At 36.1% G+C, this 26,026-nt stretch carries 20 protein-coding genes, 2 pseudogenes and 3 riboswitches; of the genes and pseudogenes, 5 read left to right on the top strand and 17 right to left on the bottom strand.

What is annotated here, in order from left to right; all coding sequences use genetic code 11:
- Positions 1–3: 3 nt before the first annotated feature.
- Positions 4–84: riboswitch (glycine riboswitch) on the bottom strand.
- Positions 85–87: 3 nt separating this feature from the next.
- Positions 88–188: riboswitch (glycine riboswitch) on the bottom strand.
- Between the two features lie 736 nt (positions 189–924).
- The 11 genes and pseudogenes from V179_RS0102075 to V179_RS0102010 form a co-directional block, all read right to left on the bottom strand.
- Positions 925–2,109, bottom strand: a complete 1,185-nt coding sequence (locus tag V179_RS0102075) for a M20 family metallopeptidase (protein ID WP_028390054.1) — start codon at positions 2,107–2,109, stop codon at positions 925–927.
- 13 nt (positions 2,110–2,122) lie between these two features.
- Entirely contained in the window at positions 2,123–3,016 is an 894-nt protein-coding gene (locus V179_RS0102070) for a carbohydrate kinase family protein (protein ID WP_028390053.1), read from the bottom strand.
- 15 nt (positions 3,017–3,031) lie between these two features.
- Entirely contained in the window at positions 3,032–3,871 is an 840-nt protein-coding gene (locus tag V179_RS0102065; RefSeq protein ID WP_028390052.1) for a BtpA/SgcQ family protein, read from the bottom strand.
- Positions 3,872–3,880: 9 nt separating this feature from the next.
- On the bottom strand, positions 3,881–4,885 hold the full coding sequence (locus tag V179_RS0102060; protein ID WP_200868650.1) for an ABC transporter permease: 1,005 nt from the start codon (positions 4,883–4,885) through the stop codon (positions 3,881–3,883).
- Entirely contained in the window at positions 4,878–6,380 is a 1,503-nt protein-coding gene (locus tag V179_RS0102055) for a sugar ABC transporter ATP-binding protein (RefSeq protein ID WP_028390050.1), read from the bottom strand. Before V179_RS0102055 ends, V179_RS0102060 begins: the two co-directional genes overlap by 8 nt.
- Before the next feature lie 53 nt (positions 6,381–6,433).
- Positions 6,434–7,384 (bottom strand): substrate-binding domain-containing protein, encoded by a 951-nt coding sequence (locus V179_RS0102050; protein ID WP_028390049.1) that lies wholly within the window; start codon positions 7,382–7,384, stop codon positions 6,434–6,436.
- Between the two features lie 18 nt (positions 7,385–7,402).
- Entirely contained in the window at positions 7,403–8,692 is a 1,290-nt protein-coding gene (locus V179_RS0102045; protein WP_028390048.1) for a M20 family metallopeptidase, read from the bottom strand.
- A 22-nt stretch (positions 8,693–8,714) separates the two neighbouring features.
- A complete protein-coding gene (locus tag V179_RS0102040; protein ID WP_028390047.1) occupies positions 8,715–9,449 on the bottom strand; it encodes a glutamine amidotransferase in 735 nt (244 codons plus the stop codon).
- A gap of 502 nt (positions 9,450–9,951) precedes the next feature.
- Positions 9,952–10,962 carry a LacI family DNA-binding transcriptional regulator gene (locus V179_RS0102025; protein ID WP_034300222.1) on the bottom strand — a complete coding sequence of 337 codons (1,011 nt, stop codon included), beginning with the start codon at positions 10,960–10,962 and terminating at the stop codon, positions 9,952–9,954.
- A gap of 161 nt (positions 10,963–11,123) precedes the next feature.
- Positions 11,124–11,490 (bottom strand): annotated as a pseudogene (locus tag V179_RS31455) (transposase); the annotation flags it as partial.
- A 91-nt stretch (positions 11,491–11,581) separates the two neighbouring features.
- Complete coding sequence (locus tag V179_RS0102010) at positions 11,582–11,950, bottom strand: winged helix-turn-helix transcriptional regulator (protein WP_028390043.1); 369 nt, start codon at positions 11,948–11,950, stop codon at positions 11,582–11,584.
- A gap of 198 nt (positions 11,951–12,148) precedes the next feature.
- Between V179_RS0102010 and V179_RS0102005 the strand changes: the two genes are divergently transcribed.
- A complete protein-coding gene (locus V179_RS0102005) occupies positions 12,149–13,378 on the top strand; it encodes an MFS transporter (RefSeq protein WP_028390042.1) in 1,230 nt (409 codons plus the stop codon).
- 378 nt (positions 13,379–13,756) lie between these two features.
- On the top strand, positions 13,757–14,599 hold the full coding sequence (locus V179_RS0102000; protein ID WP_028390041.1) for an aldo/keto reductase: 843 nt from the start codon (positions 13,757–13,759) through the stop codon (positions 14,597–14,599).
- 165 nt (positions 14,600–14,764) lie between these two features.
- Here V179_RS0102000 and V179_RS0101995 read toward each other — a convergent pair whose 3' ends face one another.
- Positions 14,765–15,316, bottom strand: coding sequence for a flavodoxin family protein (locus V179_RS0101995; protein ID WP_028390040.1), 552 nt, complete (start codon positions 15,314–15,316; stop codon positions 14,765–14,767).
- Positions 15,317–15,452: 136 nt separating this feature from the next.
- Here V179_RS0101995 and V179_RS0101990 point away from each other — a divergent pair, with 136 nt between their 5' ends.
- Positions 15,453–16,352, top strand: coding sequence for a LysR family transcriptional regulator (locus V179_RS0101990; RefSeq protein ID WP_028390039.1), 900 nt, complete (start codon positions 15,453–15,455; stop codon positions 16,350–16,352).
- A gap of 543 nt (positions 16,353–16,895) precedes the next feature.
- On the opposite strand, the gene V179_RS0101985 is transcribed toward V179_RS0101990, so the two are convergent.
- Entirely contained in the window at positions 16,896–18,152 is a 1,257-nt protein-coding gene (locus tag V179_RS0101985) for a nucleoside permease (RefSeq protein WP_028390038.1), read from the bottom strand.
- A 329-nt stretch (positions 18,153–18,481) separates the two neighbouring features.
- Entirely contained in the window at positions 18,482–19,417 is a 936-nt protein-coding gene (locus tag V179_RS0101980) for a nucleoside hydrolase (protein ID WP_028390037.1), read from the bottom strand.
- Between the two features lie 238 nt (positions 19,418–19,655).
- A riboswitch (purine riboswitch) is annotated at positions 19,656–19,757 on the bottom strand.
- 818 nt (positions 19,758–20,575) lie between these two features.
- Here V179_RS0101980 and V179_RS0101975 point away from each other — a divergent pair.
- A complete protein-coding gene (locus tag V179_RS0101975; protein ID WP_028390036.1) occupies positions 20,576–22,126 on the top strand; it encodes a bifunctional metallophosphatase/5'-nucleotidase in 1,551 nt (516 codons plus the stop codon).
- 522 nt (positions 22,127–22,648) lie between these two features.
- Here V179_RS0101975 and V179_RS0101970 read toward each other — a convergent pair.
- Positions 22,649–23,044 (bottom strand): VOC family protein, encoded by a 396-nt coding sequence (locus V179_RS0101970; protein ID WP_028390035.1) that lies wholly within the window; start codon positions 23,042–23,044, stop codon positions 22,649–22,651.
- Between the two features lie 610 nt (positions 23,045–23,654).
- Between V179_RS0101970 and V179_RS0101965 the strand changes: the two are divergent.
- Positions 23,655–23,890: pseudogene (locus V179_RS0101965) on the top strand (LysR family transcriptional regulator); the annotation flags it as partial.
- A gap of 838 nt (positions 23,891–24,728) precedes the next feature.
- Here the strand turns inward: V179_RS0101965 and V179_RS26850 are convergent.
- Both V179_RS26850 and V179_RS30940 read right to left on the bottom strand, forming a co-directional pair.
- On the bottom strand, positions 24,729–25,730 hold the full coding sequence (locus tag V179_RS26850; RefSeq protein WP_034300370.1) for a DMT family transporter: 1,002 nt from the start codon (positions 25,728–25,730) through the stop codon (positions 24,729–24,731).
- 40 nt (positions 25,731–25,770) lie between these two features.
- Complete coding sequence (locus tag V179_RS30940) at positions 25,771–25,935, bottom strand: hypothetical protein (protein WP_154663986.1); 165 nt, start codon at positions 25,933–25,935, stop codon at positions 25,771–25,773.
- Between the last annotated feature and the right edge of the window lie 91 nt (positions 25,936–26,026).

Below are 26,026 nucleotides of genomic sequence, written 5' to 3'. Positions count from 1 at the left end.
CTTCTCTGTCCTTTTACCTGAGAGTTTAGCTCAATAGAGCCTTTCCCCTTTGGTGACGTATCGATTCATACGCTCTCTCCAGAGGTGTGTCCAGCTGCAGTTCTTCTACCTGAGAGATTCGCTTCAAGGGTCTTATTGAAGTTTGCTCCTTCGGTGGCTTATAATAAACACTCTCCTGCAACTTTCATCCATCTATGATTTCTATATTTTCTGTATATTCTGTATTTATAGAATAATTTCAAAAGTCGATCGTGTCAACTAAAATCGAAAACGCTTTCAAAATCTATTGTCACTTTGACGCCCAGAACAATCGTTTCACAAGACGTTCCACGGATAGATATGGAATATTGCTGTGAAAAAGGATCTTTCAGATGGTAACCGACCAACTAATAGCAACTTTCGGTTTACTTTCTAATACCCCATTAAAACTTTCGTGATGGAATATTGTCCTTGTTAGCAGGTTATGTTGCCAATAATACAAAACAGATAACTCCCCTAATAGTAATTAGAGGAGTACATCAATGATCTCTTACCTATAGAAAATAAAGGAGACCGGCAACATCCAATCTCTTATCACTTATTAAAAACTTTAGGCTCTTTTCGTAAAGATTGTTGTTTTTTTGCAAGAAACCAATTCGAACAGATGTTGATCTTCGTTACAGGTGCGAGACTCCTGCGGGAAAAGCGTGTAGAGGGAGACCCCGCAAGTGCAAAGCACTGAGTAGGCTTCTGAGACCGCCCGCGGAAAGCGAGTACCTGCAACGGAAATCAACCCGGGTTATTAGTGTAAAAATGATTGAAAAGCAACAAAGTATGTGAAAACAGCCAAACTTTATCTTTATCCATCCAATTACTCTTTTTCATATCGCTTAATACTTCTTGAGTACAAAATATACTTCACTTTAATTCGAGTTTTATATTCTTCTACTTTAAATAATTAATTGCGAGAGAAATATAAAACCGTATGGAGTCTAGATATTTTTGTATGTCAACCCATTCATCGGGCTGATGAGCCACTGTAGGCTCTCCTGGTCCACAGATTAATATTGGAACATTTTGAAGATGATTCCTATAGATAGACCCATCTGTATAATAATTAACTCCCCCTATATTGGGATCGTTTTGCAAATATGATTGCGCTTTATCCAAAGCCAAATGAATAAATGGATGATCGGGCGCAGTATATACAGATACTAAGTTGTTTATGACATCAATTTTATAAGAAACGTTCATTTCCTCAGATACTTTTTGTAAGAGTTCATTTATTTCCCCAACAATTTCCTGATGATTTTGCCCTGGTACAGTTCGAATATCAATGGTAATTTTGCACTGGTCAGGCACTACGTTAGGACCTACTCCGCCTTGAATCATTCCTATATTTAATGTAGAATCGCCTAAAATATCATGACGTTCATAACGAAGATCATAATTGTTTAATTTATTTATAAAATGATTGATAGCCAATATTGCATTAATCCCATGAGACGGCATTGAACCGTGAGCTGTTTTACCAAACATAGAGATCTCAAGCCAAAGTGCCCCTTTGTGTGCAACAACCACCTGATTTGAGGTAGGTTCACTAATTACAATAGCTGTAGCTTGGTCAATTTGACCTTTTTTAACTACTTCTCTAGCACCAATACAATTTACTTCTTCCCCAACCGTTCCAATGAATTGTAGGTTTCCACTCAATTTTATTCCTGCTTTTTGTATACATTCAATTGCTAAAATCATGGCAGCAACTCCACTTTTCATATCTGAGGAGCCACGCCCGAATATTCGATTTTCTACTTGTTTGCCCTCAAAGACAGGAAAATTCCATTCTACATTTCCAACGGGAACAGTGTCAAAATGACCACTGTAAATCAGTGTTTTTGAGTTATTAGTTAATTGATCTTCACTAGAATATGAAACAATTAAATTTTCTCTATCTTCCTCAACAACATCAGAATGGATCAATAACCCAGATTCACTTAAACGAAGGCTTATTAAATCAGCTAGTGCTTTTTCCATCCCAGGTGGATTTATTGTGTTTATTTGAATTAATGATTGTAAAAATAATATTGCATCATCCTCATCAATTTGTTTAAATACATTTTCTAATTCCAATATAACTCCCCTCCTATTCAAGTGTAAAAGGCAGCCCTTTTCGAGAACCAATCTGAGATACTACCCTACCTCCTAAGTTAATTCCTGTCTGTAAAATCAACTCCTGTGGCCATTCTCGTATGATTCCATATAGTGCACCTACTGCAAAAGCATCGCCTGAACCAGTTGAATCTATTGCTTCTACCTGTAGAGCGGGTAGCTGTATTCGTTTGTAAGTTCCTCCTGAGAAAACACTTGAAAGAGCTCCCTCTTTACCTAATTTAATAAAAACTTGCTTGATACCTAATTCGTGTAGCCTCCGAATGGAGTAATCAATATCTTGTTCTGGAAACAAATCATTTAGTTCAGAATGATTGAGAAACAAAATATCTGTTTTCGACAGTATGGGCAGTAAATAAGACAAGCCCTTCTTAGTTAATAAAGTACTAGGATCTAAAGATATCTTCAGATCAATATTCTCCTCTTTCCATCGAAAGAATGATTCAGCGACTTCTAGATATGGACTACTTAAATGTAAATGTGTAATTTCCTCATAAAATTCCTTTGGCACGTTTTTAAGATTATAGTTTACATTCGCACCTGGATAGGTATACATGGTTCTTAAACCAGAACCATCTACTAATGCCATTGCCGTTCCTGACGGTTTGCCCCTAATTATTTGGACATAATCTAGTCTAGTATTCTCTAAATTATCCAAAAGGTAGGACGTATAGATATCATCACCAATCGCACCTAAAAAATAAACCTCCTCCCCCAAACGGGAGAGTCCAACAGCGACATTCGCTGCTGACCCACCTGGGGTTAATTGAAGGTTCTTAAGTTTGGTCTCCTGATCGGTTTCTGTAAATTTATCTACAAGGCCAATAATATCTATATTAATAAAACCATGTATAGCAACCTTTACCATATTAAGACCTCTAATCTATCGGAGTGAATGAACTTCATCCATAAACTTCTTAACTCTTTCTACCTCTACTCTTTCCCACCAATTTCCGTTTTCTTTTAATGAACTTCCGACAATAGCTCCATCAGCTATGGAGAGAATTTTTTTTGCATTTTGTTCAGTCATCCCACTGCCAATTATCACCGGTAAACTAGCATTCTCTTTTATCCCTATAAGCTCATCTAAGGAAGTTTCGTCACCTGTTCTATTTCCTGTCGCAATTAATATATCTGCATCGAAAAACTCATTATCCCTCGTTTGTTCTGCAAGGCTGCGGTCTGCCACGATGGAATGACTTCCATGTTTCACATGAACATCAGCCATAATTTTAATATCATCACCGTAAAGATTTGCTTTATATCTCATTGCGTTAGCTGAAGCACCTTCTACAATTCCTTCATTCGCAACGTACGCATTTACCCATTGGTTCGATCTTACCCACTTAGCTTTACACGCTTTTGCAATGGCAATGGCTGGAATGACTGCATTTGCTAAACAATTGACTCCAAGGGGGAGCTTTGTAGCTTTTGCAATTTCTACCCCGACAGCAGTCATAGCAGCAACTGTTTCGAAGCTAAAATCTTCAGGCTTCGGGAAAGGGAGATCCCATGCATTTTCTATTTGCAATCCATCGATCCCTCCTTCCTCCAAACGACGTACATCCTCCAGCGCAAATTCAATCATTTCATCAATGCTTTCACCTTTATAATGAGGTGCTCCTGGGAGTGGTTTTAAATGAACCATTCCAATAATTGGTTTACTCACATGAAATATATTTTCTAATACGAATCTCTTTTCAGGAAATACTCCACCGCTCATATTCATCACCTATACGCTAGCCTTTCTTCTTGCTTTAATTGAATTTAACCAAACCGCTAAAAGTATAACTACTCCTTTAATCATTAGCTGATTATAAGAAGACACATTTAATAAATTTAATCCGTTGTTCAGAATGGAAATAATCGCTACTCCCATTAAGGTTCCAGAAATTTTCCCTTCTCCTCCAAATAGATTTGTCCCACCTAAAACAACAGCGGCTATTGCATCTAATTCTGAACCTGTACCTGCATTTGGAGAACCTGATGACAAACGGGAAGCAAGTACAATACCTGCAATCGCCATAATAGCCCCACCAAAAGCATAAACACCTGTTTTGACTAGTTTTACATTTATTCCACATAATCTAGCAGCTTCTTCATTGTCTCCAATTGTATAAACATATCTTCCAAAGCGTGTATGCGATAATAATAAATGGCCAATAATCGCAACAATAATCATAATCACAATAGCAGTTGGAATGGGACCGATAAATCCTCGTCCTATCTCACGAAATACAGCATCAGAAACAACGATTGGCGTTCCTTCGGTGTACACAAATGCGATTCCGCTCAGAATGGTCAACATTGCTAAAGTAACAATGAAGGGCGGAATGTTCTGTGTTGAAATAACAGTGCCCATGAATAACCCAATTAGCCCACCAATGATAATCGTTAAGAGTATTGCCAATGGTATTGGTACACCTGCAACAATCAGTCCACTTACAGCAACTCCACTAACAGCCAGCTGTGACCCTGCACTTAAATCAATCCCACCTGTAATAATAATGAAAGTCATGGCTACAGCCATAATGCATAGAACTGAAGATTGGCGCATTACATTGACTAAGTTGTCAACTGTTAAAAAATCAGTTGTGATAATAGACATAATAATAAAGAGAAGAGCAAGTCCAATAGTCGTACTCCCTTTGTCAAAAATGACGAAAAGAGTATTTTTCCAGTTTATATTTTTGTTATTTTGACTCATTTCGATGCTACTTGAATTATTCTTAAGCACTTATTCCACCCCCAAAAGCTAATTTCAATATATTATCAGAGGTAATCATATCTTTTTCCAGTTCACCCGCAAGAGTACCTTCCCTCATTACGATTGTCCGGTCACTCATTCCAACGATCTCAGCTATTTCTGAAGATATCATGATAATCCCAACTCCTTGCTCAGCAAGTTTACTAATTTGTGCAAAGATTTCTGCTTTTGCCCCTACATCCACCCCGCGACATGGCTCATCTAAAATGAGAATACGTGGTTCTTGGATCATCCACCTTGAGATGATTGCTTTTTGTTGATTTCCTCCACTTAAAGTAGATATCGTCTGTTCTATTGATCTAGTTTTAATATTTAATTTCTTCTTATAGTCTTCCGATTCTTTCTTTTCTGCCTTCTTATTAATAAATAGATTCGTAGTATATTTTCTGAGATTCGGTAGGGAAATGTTATCTCTAACAGTTTGTTTGAGAACTAGCCCTGTCTCTTTACGGTTTTCTGTCACAAAGCCGATACCTAACTTTATCGCATCACTCGGCCCTTTAATTTCTACCTTTTTATTATCAATAAGAATTTCTCCCGCATCCTTTTTAAGCATACCGAATAATGCCTGGGCAATTTCTGTTCGTCCTGAACCTACCAGTCCAGCAATACCTAGAATTTCGCCAGAACGCAGATTAAAGTTGATATTATTAAGAACTCCTGTTTTTGAAAGGTTTTGTACTTCAAGAATTGTTTCACCAATTGGAACTTCAATTTTATTGAAGTAACTCTCCATTTTACGATTAACCATTAATTCGACTAGGGAATCAACATTCTTAACTTCACTCATAGGCAAAGATTTTATATACTTCCCGTCCCTTAAAACGGTTACAGTATCACATACTTTAAATATCTCATCCATCCTGTGCGAAATGTACAGGATACTAACACCTTTATTTTTTAATTCTGTAACTAATGAAAGCAATATCTCTGTTTCTCTTTCTGATAAAGAAGATGTTGGTTCATCCATGATTAATATTTTTGCATCTTGAGAAATGGCACGTGCAATTTCGATCATTTGCTTTTGGGCAATACTGATATCTTTAGCCATTTGCTTTGGATCTAAATTTATTTGAAGCGATGCAAAAATTTCTTTTGCGGTTTGATTCATTTGTTTCCAATCAATTAAACCCAGTTTGTTTACAGGTTGACTGCCTAGAAACACATTTTCTGCTACAGTTAAGTAGTTCGCTACATTTAATTCTTGATAAATACAATGAATCCCTAATTTCTTTGAAGTCTTCGGATCCATATTCTCAACTTTTTCACCTTTATAAAAAATTTCACCACTAGATTTCGAATAAGCACCAGTTAATATTTTCATTAAAGTGGACTTTCCTGCACCATTTTCACCTACAAGCGCATGAACACTACCTGGATGAACAGTTAGTGAAACATCCGTTAAGGCTTTTACACCAGAAAATGATTTTGTAATATGTTTCAACTCGATTATTGGTGAGTTCATTAAACAACTCCCCTCTCTTTTGGAGTTAAAATCAAGGAGAAAAACCTCCCTGATTATTTTTTGAAATGTTCATCGACATTTTCTTTATCAATAAGAATGACAGGAACACTAATATTTTTATCTAGTTTCTTACCATTAATTGCTTCAAGAGCTGCTTTAATAGATTCTTCACCGATTTTAGATGGTTGCTGCTGTATCATTGCTAGTATATAATCTTCACGGACTCCTTCTGCTGCCTCATCCGTCACATCAAAACCAATAATTTTTGTATGCTTGTTGTTAGCTGATTCAAGAGCTGCTAATGCACCTAAAACGCTGTTCTCTGCAGTAGCATAAATATAATCGACATGCGGATTCGCTTGAAGGATATTTTCAACTGTAGCCATTGATTTTTGACGATCGTATCCTGGTTGGCTGTTTAGAATTTTAACCTTATCAAACCCTTTTAGCGCTTCTTTTAATCCTTCTAATCTTTGTTTTTGTACGAAAGATTGCTCGTGCGTGACAACTGCGACTTCTACTTTTTTCCCATCTGCTTCAACTTTGTTTTTTAAATACTCACCTAATTGTTTACCAGCTTCATAATTTTCAGTTCCGATAAAAGTATCTACACTCTCACTATCTACAACAGCATCTGCAGTAATAATAGGAATTCCTTTATCTTTCGCTTCTTCAATTACAGGAATAACTCCAGCATTATCAACCGCTAAAACTACTAAAGCATCTACCTTTTTTTGCATATAATCTTCAATTGAAGATACTTGCTTAGCTAAATCCAAGTTAGGGTCATTAACTAATAATTCTACTCCAGCTTCTTCAGCAGCTTTTTTCATCCCATTGTCAATATCAATAAAAAACTGATGACGTAATGTAGCTGTTGTAACTCCAATTGTTAATTTTCCGTCTTCCTTTTTGTCAGATCCTGACTTTTCCACATTAGACGAACTACAAGCTGCCAAAATCATGACCATAGCTGCAACGATAAGTAAAAAAACTTTTTTCATAAATTCCCCTCCATATTTTTAATTATTTAAATTTATTGACTCAACATCACACCAAGAAATAATGAAATTCACATAAATCTCGATTAATGATAAAAACTGAGATATAGGCACTGATTCATCGACACAGTGACATTGTCTCGGATCTCCACAGCCTACAATAACCGTAGGAATTTTACCGAATCCAGAAAGGATACGAGCATCACATCCCGCGGGCATCCCCTCAATTACAGCTTCTTTCTGTAATACATCCTCTATTACACTCTTCATTTCTTGTACGAGTGAATGAGTTATTGGCGTTTCAAAAGGATATCCTTCCTGATAAACATTTACTTGAGGTGGATGTTCCTTCAACCACTCATCGCCATTGACAACGCTTTCAATAGCCCCTAACACTTGGCTGTTCACACGCTCTCTTGTTAGTTCATAAGCTTCATTTTGTTTTGGCTGATAATGAAGACATGTTTTTAACGTACAAGAACCTGGAACTACTGAACCAGCTATACCTCCTGCTATCTCCCCAAGATTAATAGTAGGGCCTGGTAAAAGAGGATGTTTCTCTGTCATAAGCCAGCGATGCTCCAAATCTTTCAGAGATTGATAGATTTTTATCGCCTTGTCAATAGCATTGACACCCTCCCAAAGTTGGCTGGAATGAAGACTATGCCCTTCAACCACTATTTCATGAAATAAAAACCCCATATGCGCTGGCTGGATGTGTAATTGAGTAGGTTCCCCCACAATCGCTGCATCAGCTGTATAACCTCTTTCTACACAAGCAAGAGTTCCATTCCCACCACCTTCCTCATCAACTACGGATTGGATAATTAAATCACCTTTTAATTGTATTCCTGACGTCTTGATGACTTGTGCTGCTAGAATCATGGCAGCTAAAGATGCCTTCATATCGGTAGACCCAAGTCCATATAGAACATCTCCTTGAACTTGTCCTAAGAAAGGATCATTAGACCACTTATCTCGGTCTCCGAATGGCATGGTATCTATATGCCCGTTTAGTATTAAAGATTTTCCTCCACCCGTTCCTTTTAGAATTCCTACAATATTGGGACGCTCGCGATTATCATGACCTAAATTGGCACCTGGAAATTTTTTTATTTTTTCATCTTCCACTAAAAACTCATCAATTTCAAAGCCAAGATCCAAAAGTTTCTGCTTAATGATTTCTTGCCCCGCTTTTTCTTTTCCGCCAAGAACCCCGTGCCCAAGCACTTGAGTATCGGTTTGCACTAATTGTGACAAGAAGTTTATATACTCTTCCTTATTTGAATATACGATTTCATTTACAGTCATTCACATCACCAGCCTACGATTATTATTTCTTAATGTGTTCTAAAATTCGTTGCCATAATGGTTGATAATATTCCCAGTCCATGAATTCTATTGGCCCCCAATGTGGAGCACAATCGCTAGCAAAAGCAGCTGTTTTCCCTTTTCCATATTCCCCAATAACTAATAATGGATCTCCTTCGATTTGTACCAAAGTTGTTGCATTTTCCTTTGCAGAAAAACGATTATAGCCTAAAAACGGCGGCCATTGTTCGAGACCTTTTGTTATCGAGTGCTCAAGAATTGTTTCAGGATAAACCCCTTCTGGTTTTTCTACCCTATCATCCCTGTCTAACATTTCTACTGGAAGAACGTCAGCAAGAATCGTATTTTTATAGTTGGCTTTTCCTTCTATCCCCATAAAAGATAGATAGCCTCCTATCATCAATAGCCCTCCGCCATTTTCGACATATTGACGTATAAGTTCTAAGGAATTCGGAATTCTTTCCATATAATAAAAGGTTTTATTTTGAAGCAAGAAAGTATTACTTCCTATATCACTAATCACAATCGAATCGTACTGCTCCAAAGCTTCAAGCTTATCCGGAAATCTCACTTGAACTTCGTGTGAAGGCATGTAATCAATTTCTATACCTCTATTTCTTAAACTATCAATTAAAAAAGTTGCGCCTTCTTCATATTTAGTTGATTCAAACGTGTCATATCCTTTTGCATGAATCATATGAACAGTCCATGATTCCCCTATAAATAATATCCTCATTTCAATTCCCCCTTTATTTGTAAGCGATTACATTATCAACGAAAATCTACTTGATTTCTGATAAGATAGTCAATCTTAGCAATTTCACTATACTTCCTCTGACCTATCGCTCCTATCTTCATTTCAACAATCATTTACCATATCAACTTTTTGCATCACCCCTTTCAAATAAAATTTTGATACTTTTTACTCCTACTGTCGTTATTGCTATTTGAAGTCTGATACCTTGATAAAACACTATTCGTTATTAAAAACTATTAATTTAATAGCTACTATACCCTTAGATTAACTTTTAAGTGTTTCATATCAAATGTTCTATCAAGGCAGACATTCAGATTGAGCACCTTCTAGTGTAACTGCTATTGCGGCTGCGTCAGCTTGGGATGCACTCTTTCCTCCTGAGAAAAAGGAAGTTTCTATCCCCTGTATCGTCTCACCTAACAATAACGTTATCCATATTCATACTATTTATCACTAGAATTCGGGACATTTCTCCCGCTCCTTAACCCAAGTATTTCACCGACCCAAATTTCTGAAGTTCAACACCTAAGGTAACTTTCTTAGGAAATGATTCGTTTTTTTCAACCTGCTTTAACTTTTCAATGAGCATTTCAGCTGCATGAGTCCCCATTTCATATGTTGGACGTTTTACAACACTCACTCTCGGCTTAACAAATTCAGCAAGATCATTTGCATCAAAGCCTACGAGGGATACATCTAATCCTATTGTGAGATCCAAATCTCTTAATGCCTTTATAGTTCCTTGACAAATCAGATTGTTTGCAGCAAATATTGCTGTTGGCGGTTTGGGTAATTTCATCAGTTCTTTAGTTGATTGGTAACCGTTGTTTTCAAACCAATCTCCATGCTTTTGGTAATCACTTACTAATTCAATACCATTATCTTTTAGTGCTTGTTGATATCCCCAGTACCTTTCAGTTCCGTCATTAAATGTTTGAGGTCCAGTAATAATTGCGATATCTCGATGTCCATATTCGATTAAATATTTAGTGGCTTCATATGCTCCACCAAAATTGTCAATGATCACTCCATCAAGACCGCAACCATCAATATAACGATCTACGAGGATGACTGGCTTATTCATTTTTTGATAAAATACTGGATCCTTATGTGCGCCAATTAGTACAATTCCATCAACATTTCTCCGGAGGGAGCTTTCAAAGAATGTATCTTCTTCACTTTCACTATCATTTGTTGAAAATACAAAGGTATTATAACCCCTTTCTTTAGCCACATTAACTGTTCCTTTGATAACTGATGTATAAAATGGGTTTTCTATTTCAGGAACGACCACTGCCAACATCTGCGTTTGCTTAGTAATCATGGATGCAGCCATCGTATTAGGTACATAATTTAGTTCCTTAACTACTTTTAATACCTTTTTACGTGTTTGGTCACTAACCCTATCCAGTCCATTTAGGACTCTTGAAACTGTCGCTACTGAAACATTTGCTTGTTTAGCGACATCTTTAATTGTTATGTCACAGGTCATTACGATCCTCCATAAAACTTAGTAAATATGTAAACGTTTTTACCAAATAAATACTATGTTTACCATTGTATCATTATGGTAATTCACCTTTTTGTAAAAACGTTTACATTTGGATTATAAATTAATTTTTTAGACTTTTCAATATTTATTTTAAGTATTATGAATTTTTTTATTTCATGTTGAGATCCGCCATCATCGATATTTTCACGAAAACAAGTCTGTACGAAATGTATATCAAAGCCTTCTGGCTCAGGCTTATTATAAGCAATCAATGATTGTTGACCCATTCGGTGAGTCTGTGTTTAAATCGGCTCAATATCATATCTTGCGTCTATCATTTCGTAACATATCGCCTAAATTTGAACACGCTTATGGAGCCCTTTTAATAAAGGAATCGCCATCTTTCCGTCATTCAAATTTCGGGAAGAAAACGGGATTAAAGAATATATTGGCTTTCTGTTCCAACGGCTAAATGTCCTTAAAGCCATAGCAATAAACATTCTTACCTTCGCTGTTTTTCTTCCCACCTTGTTCAAGCATAACACCACTTCAATAACCAAACTTTATTCCTAAACAACAAAAGAACGTTAAAAGAAATCTTTTCAAAATCCTTCACTCATTATTTTAGATGTTCATTTAGAACGTTCTCTTCCAAGATATCAGATGTATCACCATACACTTTGATAAGATGTTGTTCTCCCCAAGTGCAAAGCGAATTTAAGATACCTTGTAAGCTCCATCCATATTCACTTAGCTCATACTCCACTTTTGGTGGAACTTGATTATAAACAATTCTATTAATGACTCCATCTACCTCTAATTCACGTAATTGTTGTGTTAACATCTTTTGTGTAATGTCCGGCATAAGACGCTTCAATTCACTTGTTCGTTTCTTACCGTGTGTTAGATGGCATAGAATGACACATTTCCACTTTCCCCCTATCACTTCAAGCGTCGCCTCTACTGAAATATTGTATTTCTTCTTCATATATAATTCCTCCACATATATAGGAACTTAAAAGTACCTATAGAACCTTTTGGTTCCTATAGTACTTTTAAGTGCGTACTTCTCTACTGATTTCATATGTATCATAATAGCATTTATCGATTGAGTTTGAATGTAATTAGTTTTTAGTTTACTTAAAACAAGATCGTTCATACATTACCGATTTTTAGGAGGAGAAAAATGTCTTTAGATAAAAAACAAAGTACTTTCGCACTGTTAGCCTTAGCTATAAGTGCATTTGCAATAGGAACAACAGAATTTATCAGTGTAGGTCTTTTACCATTAATAGCGAATGATTTACAAATATCTGTTACGACAGCAGGCTTGACAGTTTCCTTATATGCATTAGGAGTAACATTTGGGGCACCGATTCTAACTTCCTTTACTTCTAGTATGTCAAGAAAATCATTACTTCTTTGGATTATGGTTATTTTTATTATAGGCAATAGTATTGCTGCTAGTGCGACAAGCATTGGTGTGTTACTTGTTGCTCGTGTCATTTCAGCCTTTTCACATGGAGTTTTTATGTCCATTGGCTCTACCATTGCTGCAGATTTAGTACCAGAAAATAAAAGAGCTAGTGCCATATCCATAATGTTTTCTGGACTCACGGTAGCCACTGTAACAGGTGTACCATTGGGAACATTTATTGGACAACAATTTGGTTGGAGAATGGCCTTTATCATCATCATTGGCGTCGGAATTATTGCCTTAATCGCGAATAGTATCCTGATTCCATCTAGCTTACGAAAAGCGACTCGTACAACACTTCGTGATCAATTCAAATTAGTGACAAATGGTCGCTTATTGCTTTTATTTATAATTACAGCCTTAGGTTATGGAGGAACATTCGTTGTCTTTACTTACCTATCTCCCATGCTACAGGAAATAACAGGATATAAAGAAGGAACAGTTGCTGTAATACTTCTTGTTTATGGTATTGCAATCGCAATTGGCAACATGATAGGTGGAAAGCTGTCGAATCACAATCCAATTAAGTCGTTATTTTACATGTTTATTGTGCAAGCGGTGATATTATTTCTCCTGATGTTTACGGCACCATTTAAAATAACAGGATTGATTACCATTTTCTTAATGGGGCTTCTAGCTTTTATGAATGTGCCGGGCTTACAAGTGTATGTGGTTATGTTAGCAGAACGATTTGTACCGACTGGAGTAGATGTGGCGTCTGCCATCAATATTGCTGCATTTAACGCAGGAATTGCAATCGGCTCCTACTTAGGTGGTATGATCACAGACTCTATTGGACTGATTCACACCTCTTGGGTAGGAGCACTTATGGTACTGATAGCTGCCATCCTTGCAGGTTGGAGTGCATCCCTTGAAAGAAAAGACCATAAGGAGGATAAATTGAAACTTCAATCAGTGGGAGGTTCTTCCCCCCACTGATTGTTAGTCCCGATCTAGAGTCGCTAATACCTCACTCCGCTTCGGTAAAGCGACTCTACGAACCCGATTCAATGATTCACAGACTAAGTACGCCGCGTCCTCATGTCTTCGTCTATGTGACCCACGTCCTGTGGGCCTCAACTACACCTTTGAAGACCACAAAGGTAAGTTTCACTGTAACTCACCAATCGGACCTTTACGGGCCAGTTGATCACCCACCTATCTTTTTTAGCATGCTCAGAATCTCAAGGTGGGGGTCTTACTGCCCGTTAAGTGTGGGATAAATTGAAAGGGGTGGTTTGCTAAATAATATAAGTGTGAAATCAACAAATATAACGATCTCATTTCTCATAAATAAAAATTGGAGGTTTAATTATAATGATTAAAAACATACAAGATACAACTAATTTGCATAATGGTGTAAAAATGCCTTGGTTTGGAATTGGGGTGTTTAAAGTAGAAGAAGGACCTGAACTGGTTAATGCCGTAAAATTGGCAATTAAACATGGGTACCGTAGTATTGATACAGCAGCCATTTATGAAAATGAAGAGGGAGTTGGTCAAGCTATCCGTGAAGGAATAATAGAAACAAATATCCCTAGAGAAGAACTATTTATAACATCGAAAGTTTGGAATTCTGACCTAGGTTACGAATCCACTATAGCAGCTTATGAAACAAGCTTAAAAAAACTTGGTCTTGAGTATTTAGATCTATATCTTATTCACTGGCCTGTAGAAGGTAAATATAAGGAAGCTTGGCATGCATTAGAGACTCTTTATAAAGAAGGAAGAGTAAAGGCTATTGGAGTAAGCAACTTCCAGGTCCACCATCTTGAAGACTTAATGAATGATGCCGAAATTAAACCGATGGTCAATCAAGTAGAATACCATCCACGATTAACTCAAAAAGAAATTCAAGCCTTTTGTCAAGAACATGGAATTCAGTTAGAAGCTTGGTCACCTTTAATGCAAGGCCAATTATTAGATAATCTAGTATTACAAGAAATAGCAAATAAGTATAGCAGGACTATTGCTCAAGTTATTTTACGCTGGGATTTACAAAATGGCGTTGTCACCATTCCAAAATCCACGAAGGAACATCGAATTGTTGAGAACTCAACTATATTCGACTTCGAACTAACTAAAGAAGAGATGCAGCGAATTAACAAGCTAAATCAAAATCTTCGAGTAGGTCCAGATCCTGACAACTTTGATTTTTAATAAAAAAGGGCATAAGATATGATCAGCATCCCAATTGGTAGACACATCTATCAATTGGGATGCTGTTTTTTTCGTTAAATATACTTTAGAACAATGAACGCCAAATGATATTGCCCCTAACTTATGTCTGATGGCGTAAGTACTTCAATTCTCCTTATATCCCTTCTAACTCGAAGCGTTTTGTAATTTTTTTCGAAGTTGTTCGGCTGCAAATAATGCATTCATGTCTTGAACAATCTCACCCGGTTTGTTTCCTTCACCAATAATGTATCCGTCAAAGGTTGTCCCTACAAAGTCAAAGATATGCTGGAATTGCTGAATCAATGGTAAACCTTTCATGTATGGCTTATCTCCACCCACTGCAACTACATACGCTCTTTTTTGAGACATTTGATTTTTAAAATCGGGATACTTTGCGTCTTTCAATGTTTGGGACCATCGATCAATAAAATTTTTCATTGTTCCCGTCATGCTATACCAATAAATCGGGGTAGAAAAAATAAGAATATCATGGAGAAGAATGCGATCAATGATTGAGTCATAATCATCATTGATTTCGGGAAACCCTTCCTCTGCATGACGCTTATCTATTATAGGTTCAATCAAATAATCCTTCAGATATATTTCCTCCACGACTAATCCTTGAGTAGCCAACTTTGTTAACGACTCTGTATTCCCGTTTGGACGGTTTCCCCCGTAAATAACTGCAATGGTCATCTTTAAAACCTCCACGTTTTTGTTAATTGATAATTTTTTATTTCTAATTAATATTTTATAATGATATTGAAAAACAATAAAACGGATTATTCCGATTAAATCAATCGATAAAAGCGATTTAAGGAAGGTGAGAGAATTGGAGATCAAACAACTGATTACCTTTAAGGTAGCTGCTGAAAGTCTGAACTTTACCCAAACGGCGAAAATGTTGAATTTTGCTCAATCGAGCGTAACGGCCCAAATGAAATCGCTTGAAGCTGAACTTGGAACACCTTTGTTTGAACGTCTAGGGAAGCGTCTAATTTTGACAGAAGCCGGGCGAAAGTTTCAATTATACGCAGATAAAATGATTAAACTGAATGAAGAGGCAAAGATGGCTGTAAGTGGAGATGAAGGACTTTCGGGAACATTAACAATTGGAGCACAGGAAAGTCAATGCACTTACCGACTTCCACCAATACTCATGGAGTTTAAGAAACAATATCCTAACATTAAGGTCATATTTAAACCGGCACATTCTGACGAAATGGCAAGAAAGGAGCTACAGGAGGGCTTGTTGGATATTGCATTCATAATGGACACATCGAAGCCAGGAGATCCATTGAAAATAGAATGCCTTACACAAGAAAAAATCAAAATGGTCGTTGCTCCAAATCATCGTTTACTTGCCAAATCAGAAGTTCGTCCAAAAGATCTTGAATATGAAACATTTTTACTTACTGAATTAGGCTGCTCCTATCGCACCCTATTAGAAGATTCCCTTCGCTCAGTAGAAGTATACCCACAAAATAAATTCGAATTCGGTAGTATAGAAGCCATCAAACAATGTGTGATGGCGGGTTTGGGAATTGCGGTACTTCCGGAAATGGCAGTCGAGTCAGACATTAGATTGGGAAAACTGAAGGAATTGGCATGGATAAACACCTTATCACCGATTTTTACCCAGATTGCATGGCATAAAGATAAATTGATGACTCCTCCATTAGAAGCCTTTATAGAATTAACCCGTGAAACCTTTAAAACAAATAAAACTTAGATGAGTACTGCACTTTAACGGTTGTTGTATTCTGTGAAATTATCCATAAAAACCCCTATAAATGTTAGATTGATGTCTAACATTTATGGGGCAGTTCATTAGTAGAAGTGCTTTTAAATTAATTCAAAAGTGTTTAAAATAACCTTATTTATATCTGCATCAACTGCAACGCCCTGTTAACAAGAAGGAAATTGTGAAAGACATTTCGATTCTAGTAAAAAAACAACAGTTATTACGATTCACACGACTTGTTATTTAATTGATATGCTTTTCCGCCCAGTAAGCGATTCAGACAATGAAGATAGGGTCATTATTAAGTAAAATTACAGTTTTCCCTTTATTAAAAATATAAAAAGAAGTATCAAGAACATTTAGTTGTTCAATGATACTTCTTTAATAAATACTGACTATATGCTTACTAATTGTTGGGTTTCGCTTTATAGTAACAGTGAACGATCTTATGAAATTTTAACTAATAATCTTTATTACATTTCAAACCAAATACCGTTTCAAAGCAGAAACAAAAAGGATACAGAATATCTATTAAGCAACATTATTTACATTCTTATTTCCATTAAGATCATTCTTGTATTTAAAACTTACAGCAAAAATGATTGCAAGGACGAATGTGTATACTGCAAAAACTAACCAGATACTTTGCCAATCCTTCACTCCGTTAATCGTAAAGTAATCCACCAGTTTTCCACTAAGAACAGCGCCTACATAGGTACCGATTCCGTTGACCATTGTCATGAATAAGCCTTGTGCACTTCCACGAATTCGACGATCCACTTCCTTTTCTACAAAAATAGAGCCGGAAATATTAAAGAAGTCAAATGCAGCACCATATACAATCATTGATAATAGCAATAAGATGACTCCTACATTAGACGGGCTGCCATAGGCAAAAAGGATAAAGCGTAATGTCCATGCCACCATGCTCAACAACATTACCGTCTTAATCCCAAATTTACGTAAGAAAAAAGGAATGGCAAGAATAAAGAATACTTCAGCAATTTGTCCCATTGATAATAAAATTGCTGGATATTTAACAACGAGGCTATCTTTATAGTTAGCGATTGACGCAAAATCATGTAAAAATGGGTCAGCAAATACAAGGTTAATTTGCAATGCCGCACCTAACAGCATAGCAAAAATGAAAAAGATAGCCATTCTCTTTTGCTTAAATAATACGAAAGCATCTAGACCTAAAAGACTTACTAACGACTTATCCTTTTTGACATTTGATGTTGGATTATCAGGCAGTGTAAATGAATAAAGTGCAAGTAAGAAGGAAGCCCCCGCAGCCATGTAAAGCTGGATATTGCTTAACTCAAGTCCACCAAGACTAATTACCCACATCGCAAGAATAAAACTAATTGTTCCAAAAACACGAACAGAAGGGAAGTCTTTCGTTGTATCAAGCCCTTCTTTTTCTAGGCAAAAATACGAAATCGTATAAGATAAAGAAATCGTCGGCATGTAAACCATTGCGTTAAAAAGCATAGCCCAAAACATGAGATTAGGGTCTGAAATCCCTGCAGCTAAAAATAAGAAAATCGCTCCAAGGAAATGGCAAATTCCATATAATCTATTTGCTTTTATCCAACGATCTGCAATAATCCCTACAAGACTTGGCATTAGAAGAGAGGCAATCCCTATTGTGCTATAAACACCTCCAACTTGTGTGCCGGTAAAATGCAAGGTATTGAACATATATGAGCCAAGTGTAACAAGCCAACATCCCCAAATAAAAAACTGAAGTGACATCATAATTTTAAGTCGTGATTTTATAGTCATTTTTTCCTCCAACTATGCTTTTGTGCTAAATTTTCTAAACTCTTTTTTTAATTTTGATTTTAAATAGAGTCATGTATTTATTTTCTGAAAGTTCTGGTAATTACATCTATAATATTGGTATTTGACTTACTCACATGATAATTTTTTCTATAAAAAATACAATCAACTATATTGATCGTAATACATTAAGAACTTTTCTCTAAATGTACTACGATCAATGGTTCACAAAAAAAGAATGGTCTTTAAGCTTTCAAGATAGTTATTAACTTTAACAAAAACTGTAACCTCATGTTAATTAACCATCTATTTCAAAATCTGTATGTTATAGATTAAGCTTTTTTAGATAATTCGGTAATATAATCGAAGAAAGCATTAGAATTTACATCATAAACAACATTTACTGGGCGACCATTGTCTGTTTCTTCTGTACGCCCCTGACTCGGCCCATCTGTATGCACGATACTATTAATTCTTTTCACTTTTACAAGATCACTATTACCAACAAATGCTGTTGTTAAGACATCCCATAAAAAATATGTTGAGTTTGTTGTAAAGTGAACCAACGGCGGGCACATCGCATAACATTGGCCAATAAAATCAACACCGAGGTGTTTACGTTCAGATGCCCAACGATTACGTATATCTACTGTAAGAGGTACCTGGCTAGTACTTTCAAGCGCTACTAAATCAATTTCTATACTACTTTTCCATACTCGACCAGCTGCTTCAGGGTCCCAAAACACATTCCATTCCGCAGTCCCATCATGTTCGGGCTCTTCCACATTTCCTACATCACGAAAAGTGCCGCCCATCCATACGAGTCGATCGATTTTTTCTTCAATAGAAGGGTCTTCATCTAGTGCACGAGCAAGATCCGTAAGTGGACCGGTGAATAAAAGAGTAGTTTTTTCATCTGAAGCGTGAATGGCATCTATCATATGAAGATGTGCTGGTTTCTCCGCTACTGGTGTAACAATCTTTCCGGATTCATTTAATATTGGCAAGGCATCCACAAAGAAAGCGTGCAAACGCCAATCTTTAGGAAAAGGATTTTTTCCGCGAGAATTTGACTCTGCTACATCTAGACTGCCTTTTCCAAAGCGATCAATGATTTTTCGGCTTGCAAACATAGCTGGTTCTAAATAACAATCAGCTGGAATGACGGAAACACCAGTTAGTTCGATGGTATCCATTTGTAGTAATAAAAATAGAGAAACAAGATCATCTACACCGCCATCATGATTAAAGTAAATTTTCTTTTTCATTCTTTCTCAATCCTTTCACATTGCATTTTTATTTTGCTTTACGAATTGATCCAACTGTTTTCTAAGCGTTGGAATGGGTCACACTTTATTACACATTAAGAGCGAACAAAACTTTCTTGGTATAACACTTCACATAATAAAATCTAAAATTAAATAGTACTTAAACGATAAAAAACGCTCCGATATCTACCGGAGCGTTGACTAGGGCATGAGTAAATAAAAGAAAGAGACTCCCTCTTTCATTTAAAACTTACCTCGTAGTCAAGCCCTTTACGGCGGCTTGGTAGAAACTTTTGGGCCATATTCCCAATATTATACGACATAATTCTACATTAAATTCACTTTTATAATAGCAACGATTTAATGTCGCGTCAACAAATAAAAAACAATTGTTTATATTTTTAATAATTGTTTATATTTTCTCGATATAATATCACGAGCGTTTATCATCTAATTTCTACCAATAAAGTGAAACTTCATTCAATGGGGGTTTTCTTCATCCACTACTGAGTGTTAGTCCCGTTCTAGATTCGCTAATATCTCCGCTACGCTTCGATAAAGCGACTCTACGAACCCGATTAAATGAATCACAGACTAAGTACGCCGCATCCTGCGGCAACGTCTGTGTGACCCACATCCTGTGGGCCTCAACTAAACCTTTGAAAACCACAAAGGTAAGTTTCACTGTATCTCACCAATCGGGCTTTTACAGGCAGTTGTCTCCTCCACCTACTTCCTCTAATCCTTGAGGTGGGGGTCTACTGCACATTTATGCGGGATAAAATTACATAAAAAAGAGAGATTCTCATGTAAAATAGTAGTCATCCCTACAACATTTTACGAAGTGGGAACCACTATTGAACTAGTATTGCGCGATTTTTTCACTCATTCATCTTTTCTTTTCGAAGCTGAACTTTAACCGATTTTAGCTGAAGTCACTGTTTTAAATGCCGCGTCGACTATTATTAGATGCCGCTTCATACTCCCCTCACTAACTTAGTGCGCAATTTGTTGGATATATATTCAACAATTAATTTCCTAATTTTATATTAATATTTTTTGTAAATTATAGGTAAACTAAATATTTTTTCCTCTTTTATCAGCTAAAATAATCGTATACTAATAGCCCTTATATAGAACAAATGGAGGTTATATAACTTGGTTATAAAACAATTACAATTACTAGTAACAAGTGATGTTCATGGCTATATCATGCCCACCACATTTCGTAGAACTGAAGAAACTCTCGGTTTAGCAAAAGCTGCAAGTTTAATAGAACAATTGCGACATGAGAGACCTAGTATTTTAATTGACAATGGAGATCTATTACAAGGTAGTCCTTTAACTTATTACCACCAACAATTTCATGCTCATGAACCAAATCCAATTATTGAAGTGGCGAATGCTCTCCACTATGATCTCGCTGTATTTGGAAATCATGAATTTAATTACGGTTTATCTTTTCTAAATAAATCCATTCAGGAATCTCATTTTCCATGGTTAACAGGAAATATAGTTTTTGATGATGGCACTTCTTTTACAATCCCTTATATGATTAAAGAGATTGAAGGTGTCCGTATTGGTATTGTTGGTGTAACTACCCATTTCGTGCCGATTTGGGAAGATCCAAGCCACATTGAAGGAATACAGTTTAGACAGGCCTTTGAAAGTGCTAAGAAGTGGCTTGAACATCTGCACCATCATGAAAATGTAGACGTTACCGTACTTTGTTATCATGGAGGTTTTTCACACAATTTAACTACTGGGGAACTTTTAGAAGCTGATACTGGAGAAAATGAAGGTTACCAAATGTGTAAAGAACTCGACTTTGATATATTTATAACGGGACATCAACATCGTGATATTTGTACAAAAGCATTTGGTAAATCGATTGTACAGCCAGGCACAAAAGGTGTTTGTGTTGCTGCAATTTCATTGGATGTTGCAATGGAAAATGGAAAAGTCATTTCTATCAAACACGAACCTTCTTTACATTACGTAGATCAACATACACCCATTAATAATCGAGTTGTAAATAAAATAGAGCGCGTATATTCATTAACCGAAAAATGGTTAGATGAACCAATTGGGCAAATTGAAGGAAATATGTTATACGAAGATGCATTTGATGTTCGTGTAAGCAAACATCCATATATTGAATTTATTCAACACGTACAAATGGAAGTCACAAATGCGCAAATATCCTGTACTGCACTATTTAACGATGGCCCAGGAGGATTCCCACCACAAGTTACAATGAGAGATATTGTAACAAATTATATTTATCCAAATACATTGAAAGTATTATGCGTTTCAGGAAGACATATTGTTGAAGCACTCGAACAAAGTGCTACTTATTTCACGATCAAAAATGAAACCATAGCTGTTTCAGACTCATTTATTTATCCAAAACATCAACCTTATAATTATGATATGTGGGAAGGTATTGAGTATGTAATGGATATTCACCGTCCGATTGGTCAAAGAATTACTGAAGTAATCTATCAGGGGCATCCACTTGATTTAACTGCATCCTACGAGGTCGTAATGAATAATTATCGCGCATCAGGCGGAGGAAACTTCTCTTATTTTGCAGATTGTCCAATTATTAAAGATATTCAGATTGATATGACCGAACTAATTGCTAACTATTTCCGAAAGAATCCTATTGTACAAGCAACCTGTCATCAAAACTGGACAATTCTTTAAATATCATATTAAAACTATGGGGATGTGTCTTAATAATTTTTAGGCATAGACACGCCCCTTTTGTAAAGTGACAAAAAACTGTTAAATTTCAACATATAGAGATCAGATTCCTCGTTCCGATTTAGGACTGGGCTAAGTGCTATGAAAATAAGCCTCACTTTAAGGAATAAAAAAATATCTTTTCATGAAGATCGTCCTCGATGACACGCTTTCTGACACAAAGAGAGCTTCGCGACAAAAGTATACTAGATGCAGGAAATCCCCTAAGAGCCTATATATTTGGTATTAAAATAATGCCCCTTCTATAGCAATATTTCTTTTAGTTTCCTAATTTGACTTGTTCGACTAATTGGATCATTTCATATCACGAAGGTTTTTCCGTTGGTTTTTAAAACGATATGCCCGGAGCCGTCGATCTGTTCAACGGCTTCAGGCAATGCAAGACAGATAGATATCGCGCGCGCATTCAAGCATGCCTACTGCCTAATGTGATTTCATACATTAAATCGACTATGTCGGATTCTATTTGGCATTCACATCTGGTTGATGAATGCCAAATATATTCCCTTCAGTATCCTTATAGTACCCTTGCCACGCCATTCCAGGCAGGGCATATTTAGGCATTGCGACTTGGCCACCATTTTCAATAATTTTAGTTTCCGTTAAATCGTAGTTTTCCACTCCCATTGTACAAGCGTATCCATTTAACGCCTGATTTGTTTCTGGCGGAGCACTTTGACGCTGCATCAAAGCACCATTGATTCCTAGCTCATTTTCATCGCCAGTCACTGCTCCAAAGTAAGGCATTCCAGCATATTCACTCCAATCTTGAAAAGACCATCCGAATACCTCTCCATAAAACTTCTTCGCTCGCTCCATATCATCAACATGAATTTCGAAATGAACTAATCTTCCCATGATTACCTCCTATTTTTCATTAAAATTTTTATATAAACCCATCCACTATTATCGTAACAATGATGGAAATATATTCAAAGATTACTTTGAGATTTCATTAAAGCATTTGCTTCCTGAACAACTGAATTTGTGTAATAATCTTTCATTTCAAAACGATTTTTCACTGTTATGTGAAGGGATTTATCTCACTTACTTTTCCCTGAACATTTTTCTACCACTTATGTTTGAATAGCAAAATACTTGCTCGATTACAAGGAGGAAATGAGATATGACATCTACATATACTTTCAGAACGTATTTTTGTAGATTCTTTTTGATAAATAAGCATTTTCATCTCCTTCTAAACAGAACATACATTCGTTAATATTATTATAACAGAAAGTTTATCCACTTTACCATATTTGAACAAAAATATTTTTGATAGAAAAAAGCTCCATTCTTCCCCAACCCGCTATCTTGTATTAAAGATAGCGGGTATTCTGTCTAGAAAAGATAAAATGTTAATTTGAATAATAACTGATATGGATGAATCTGATGCAAACTAACAATTAGAAGTTATGTAAATAGGAGAGTATAATGTGAGAAATAATAAAAGTTATGAGGTATTCATATGGAATGGCATCAAATTAATTATTTCAAACCGTTGCTAAAGTTCAACATATGACACGTTCTGCAGAACAATTATCTATTTCCCAACCTGCTCTTAGTAGGTCCATTGCGAAACTTGAAGACGAATTAGGTGTTCAACTCTTTGATCGTAAAGGTAGAAATGTCTATCTGAATCGATTTGGAAAGATGTTCCTAAAACATGTTGAGCAATCCATCAAGCAGATTGAGATGGGAAAGCTAGCCAACGTGTGAGAAATTCTCCCTTTCCCATTATGCATGTATCTCCAATCTATACTTGTTTCTCGACAACTCGAGTATAAAAGACTGGATGATTACGTGCATTTTTTTATGTTTAATATTGTGTTAGAATCCCAACAAATAGTATAGAACCTTTATAAAAACAAACTAGACCCTTTGCGTAAATTCGCAAAGGGTCTTTTATTAGAATCGCTTCACTAGAAACCAGCAATTTCAAGGATAGATAGACATCGGGATAATCAATTTTAAAGAAAAAGGCATAGTCTCCTCACATATTGAGGAGTTATATCTTTTATTATTTTAAGAAGAATTTTTCAGTGGCCTTTATAGGACAGACTCTTTTTTTAGTGTCTATATATAGAGTACATATTGCGCCACTAAGTGCCTTTATCTTATTTTTAGAGATACCTCGTTTACTTATGAACGGTTCACCGTAACTACGTGAACTAATAAGAAGTGGCAATCAAGACAGCCTGATTCATGAAGGCAAGATACGAAAGATCTATTTAAAGGGGATCTATTTAAAGGGGATCATTTTATCGTATTAAAACTTATTCCAAATTTTAAAATTAACCAAATCATTTATAAATTACTTTTGCAATACTCCATACACCTAACATGTGCTTTCAAACTACACAATAACATAAGATCTACTAATCTTAATTGTTTCGAATAGTTCAATGAAGTAGGGAAACTATTAAATCCATTACCCCTTTACCATTGTCAAATGCTCATTTAAACCCATACGTTTGAAATCAAACTACTAATACTGCTCATAGATCTTTAAGATTAATTCTATTTATGCTATCTCTCATCCCTAATTCCGGGGTGTTGTCCCTAACGTTTCTTTATCAGGTACTTTCGTCAATTTTTTTGACTCTTTTATGTTCCCTGAAACAAGGATAGAACCTAAAAGTACGATTACCGTTCCTATAACAAATTGTAAACTAATAGGAGTACCTATAAATATTATTTCAGTTACTATCGCCCAAAAAACATAAGTATTATTAAGAGATTGACCCCTAGCAGCACCAATTAAATTAATTGACATGTAGTATAAAGAATAGTTGGCAAATCCTAATAAACCTGCTATGATAATTAGCCATACTATATTAGATGACACCGCTTGAAATGCTAAAGGAAATCCATGCATAAATGGTACAATTAATATTCCATAACAGAGTGCGGAGGTCAACTGTCTTATATTAATTGCATATAAAGGAACGACCTCTTTTCCTTTCATTCCCCAAGCACCGATCACACCTTCAAGTCCCCAAAATATGGCTGCACCTAATGAGAACAATATTCCAATGAAAAAATTACTATTGACGTCAAACTTGGATGGCATATAGGCTAATATAATCACTCCTGTGATACTTAAAACAACGCCGAACCAAGTTTTTCTGTTCATTTTTTCCTTCAAAAAGGTGAAAGCAAGCACAGCACCGATTCCAGGGAATATGGAAGCAATACTGGCAGCATAAGTTGCTCCTACATATTGAATACCAAGAAAATAAAAGGTCATGGCCAAAGGACCACCAGACAATGCTCCTAAAACTAAAATCGCACCGCTCTTAGTTTTCAACAGCTTTAATACATTTATAAATTCACCTTTTACAATCATAAATAAAGATACCCATAGAGCAGAGAAAAAGTCATGCAAGAAAGCGGCTATAATTGGAGCAAGTACAACAGCCTCTTTAAAAGGTGTACTAGCTATTATAATGCCAATGATTACTGTATCTACACCCCAAGCAATAGCTGAAGTAGCCCCTAGCCCTATACCCATTCTAGCTTTATTAATATTTTTTACATTCATTAACTCAACCTCTTTTCCAAAAATCATTTCACCATAATATTCATTGAATGGTGAAGCTAGGAAAAGCAATGAGAATGTCCCCTTGCCACGCACCTGCTAGAAAAAATAAAATGGCGCGTTCACACGTTCCATTGCTTATTCCTTTTCCATGCCGGCTGGCAATATATTTAATTTGTCTATCAAGAATAGAGTTTATTCTGCTCAAATTCTTTATTTCCTAATATTGAATAGTCGCGTCTTACTAACATTAATATAAGACGGAGAAAAAGTTTTTTTAAATAATCCAAATGAAGAAA

This window comes from Bacillus cihuensis, from assembly GCF_000504145.1.
GTDB lineage: Bacteria > Bacillota > Bacilli > Bacillales > DSM-1321 > Peribacillus > Peribacillus huizhouensis.
Note: the sequence above shows the minus strand (reverse complement) of the source record. Positions and strands in the feature narration are given on the sequence as shown.

Bases quoted from the DNA above. Each gene is read 5' to 3' on its own strand.
- V179_RS0102070 (WP_028390053.1), bottom strand. From the start codon at position 3,016: ATGGTAAAGGTTGCTATACATGGTTTTATTAATATAGATATTATTGGC.
- V179_RS0102065 (WP_028390052.1), bottom strand. From the start codon at position 3,871: ATGAGCGGTGGAGTATTTCCTGAAAAGAGATTCGTATTAGAAAATATA.
- V179_RS0102055 (WP_028390050.1), bottom strand. From the start codon at position 6,380: ATGAACTCACCAATAATCGAGTTGAAACATATTACAAAATCATTTTCT.
- V179_RS0102050 (WP_028390049.1), bottom strand. From the start codon at position 7,384: ATGAAAAAAGTTTTTTTACTTATCGTTGCAGCTATGGTCATGATTTTG.
- V179_RS0102045 (WP_028390048.1), bottom strand. From the start codon at position 8,692: ATGACTGTAAATGAAATCGTATATTCAAATAAGGAAGAGTATATAAAC.
- V179_RS0102040 (WP_028390047.1), bottom strand. From the start codon at position 9,449: ATGAGGATATTATTTATAGGGGAATCATGGACTGTTCATATGATTCAT.
- V179_RS0102025 (WP_034300222.1), bottom strand. From the start codon at position 10,962: ATGACCTGTGACATAACAATTAAAGATGTCGCTAAACAAGCAAATGTT.
- V179_RS0102010 (WP_028390043.1), bottom strand. From the start codon at position 11,950: ATGAAGAAGAAATACAATATTTCAGTAGAGGCGACGCTTGAAGTGATA.
- V179_RS0102005 (WP_028390042.1), top strand. From the start codon at position 12,149: ATGTCTTTAGATAAAAAACAAAGTACTTTCGCACTGTTAGCCTTAGCT.
- V179_RS0102000 (WP_028390041.1), top strand. From the start codon at position 13,757: ATGATTAAAAACATACAAGATACAACTAATTTGCATAATGGTGTAAAA.
- V179_RS0101995 (WP_028390040.1), bottom strand. From the start codon at position 15,316: ATGACCATTGCAGTTATTTACGGGGGAAACCGTCCAAACGGGAATACA.
- V179_RS0101985 (WP_028390038.1), bottom strand. From the start codon at position 18,152: ATGACTATAAAATCACGACTTAAAATTATGATGTCACTTCAGTTTTTT.
- V179_RS0101980 (WP_028390037.1), bottom strand. From the start codon at position 19,417: ATGAAAAAGAAAATTTACTTTAATCATGATGGCGGTGTAGATGATCTT.
- V179_RS0101970 (WP_028390035.1), bottom strand. From the start codon at position 23,044: ATGGGAAGATTAGTTCATTTCGAAATTCATGTTGATGATATGGAGCGA.
- V179_RS26850 (WP_034300370.1), bottom strand. From the start codon at position 25,730: ATGAATGTAAAAAATATTAATAAAGCTAGAATGGGTATAGGGCTAGGG.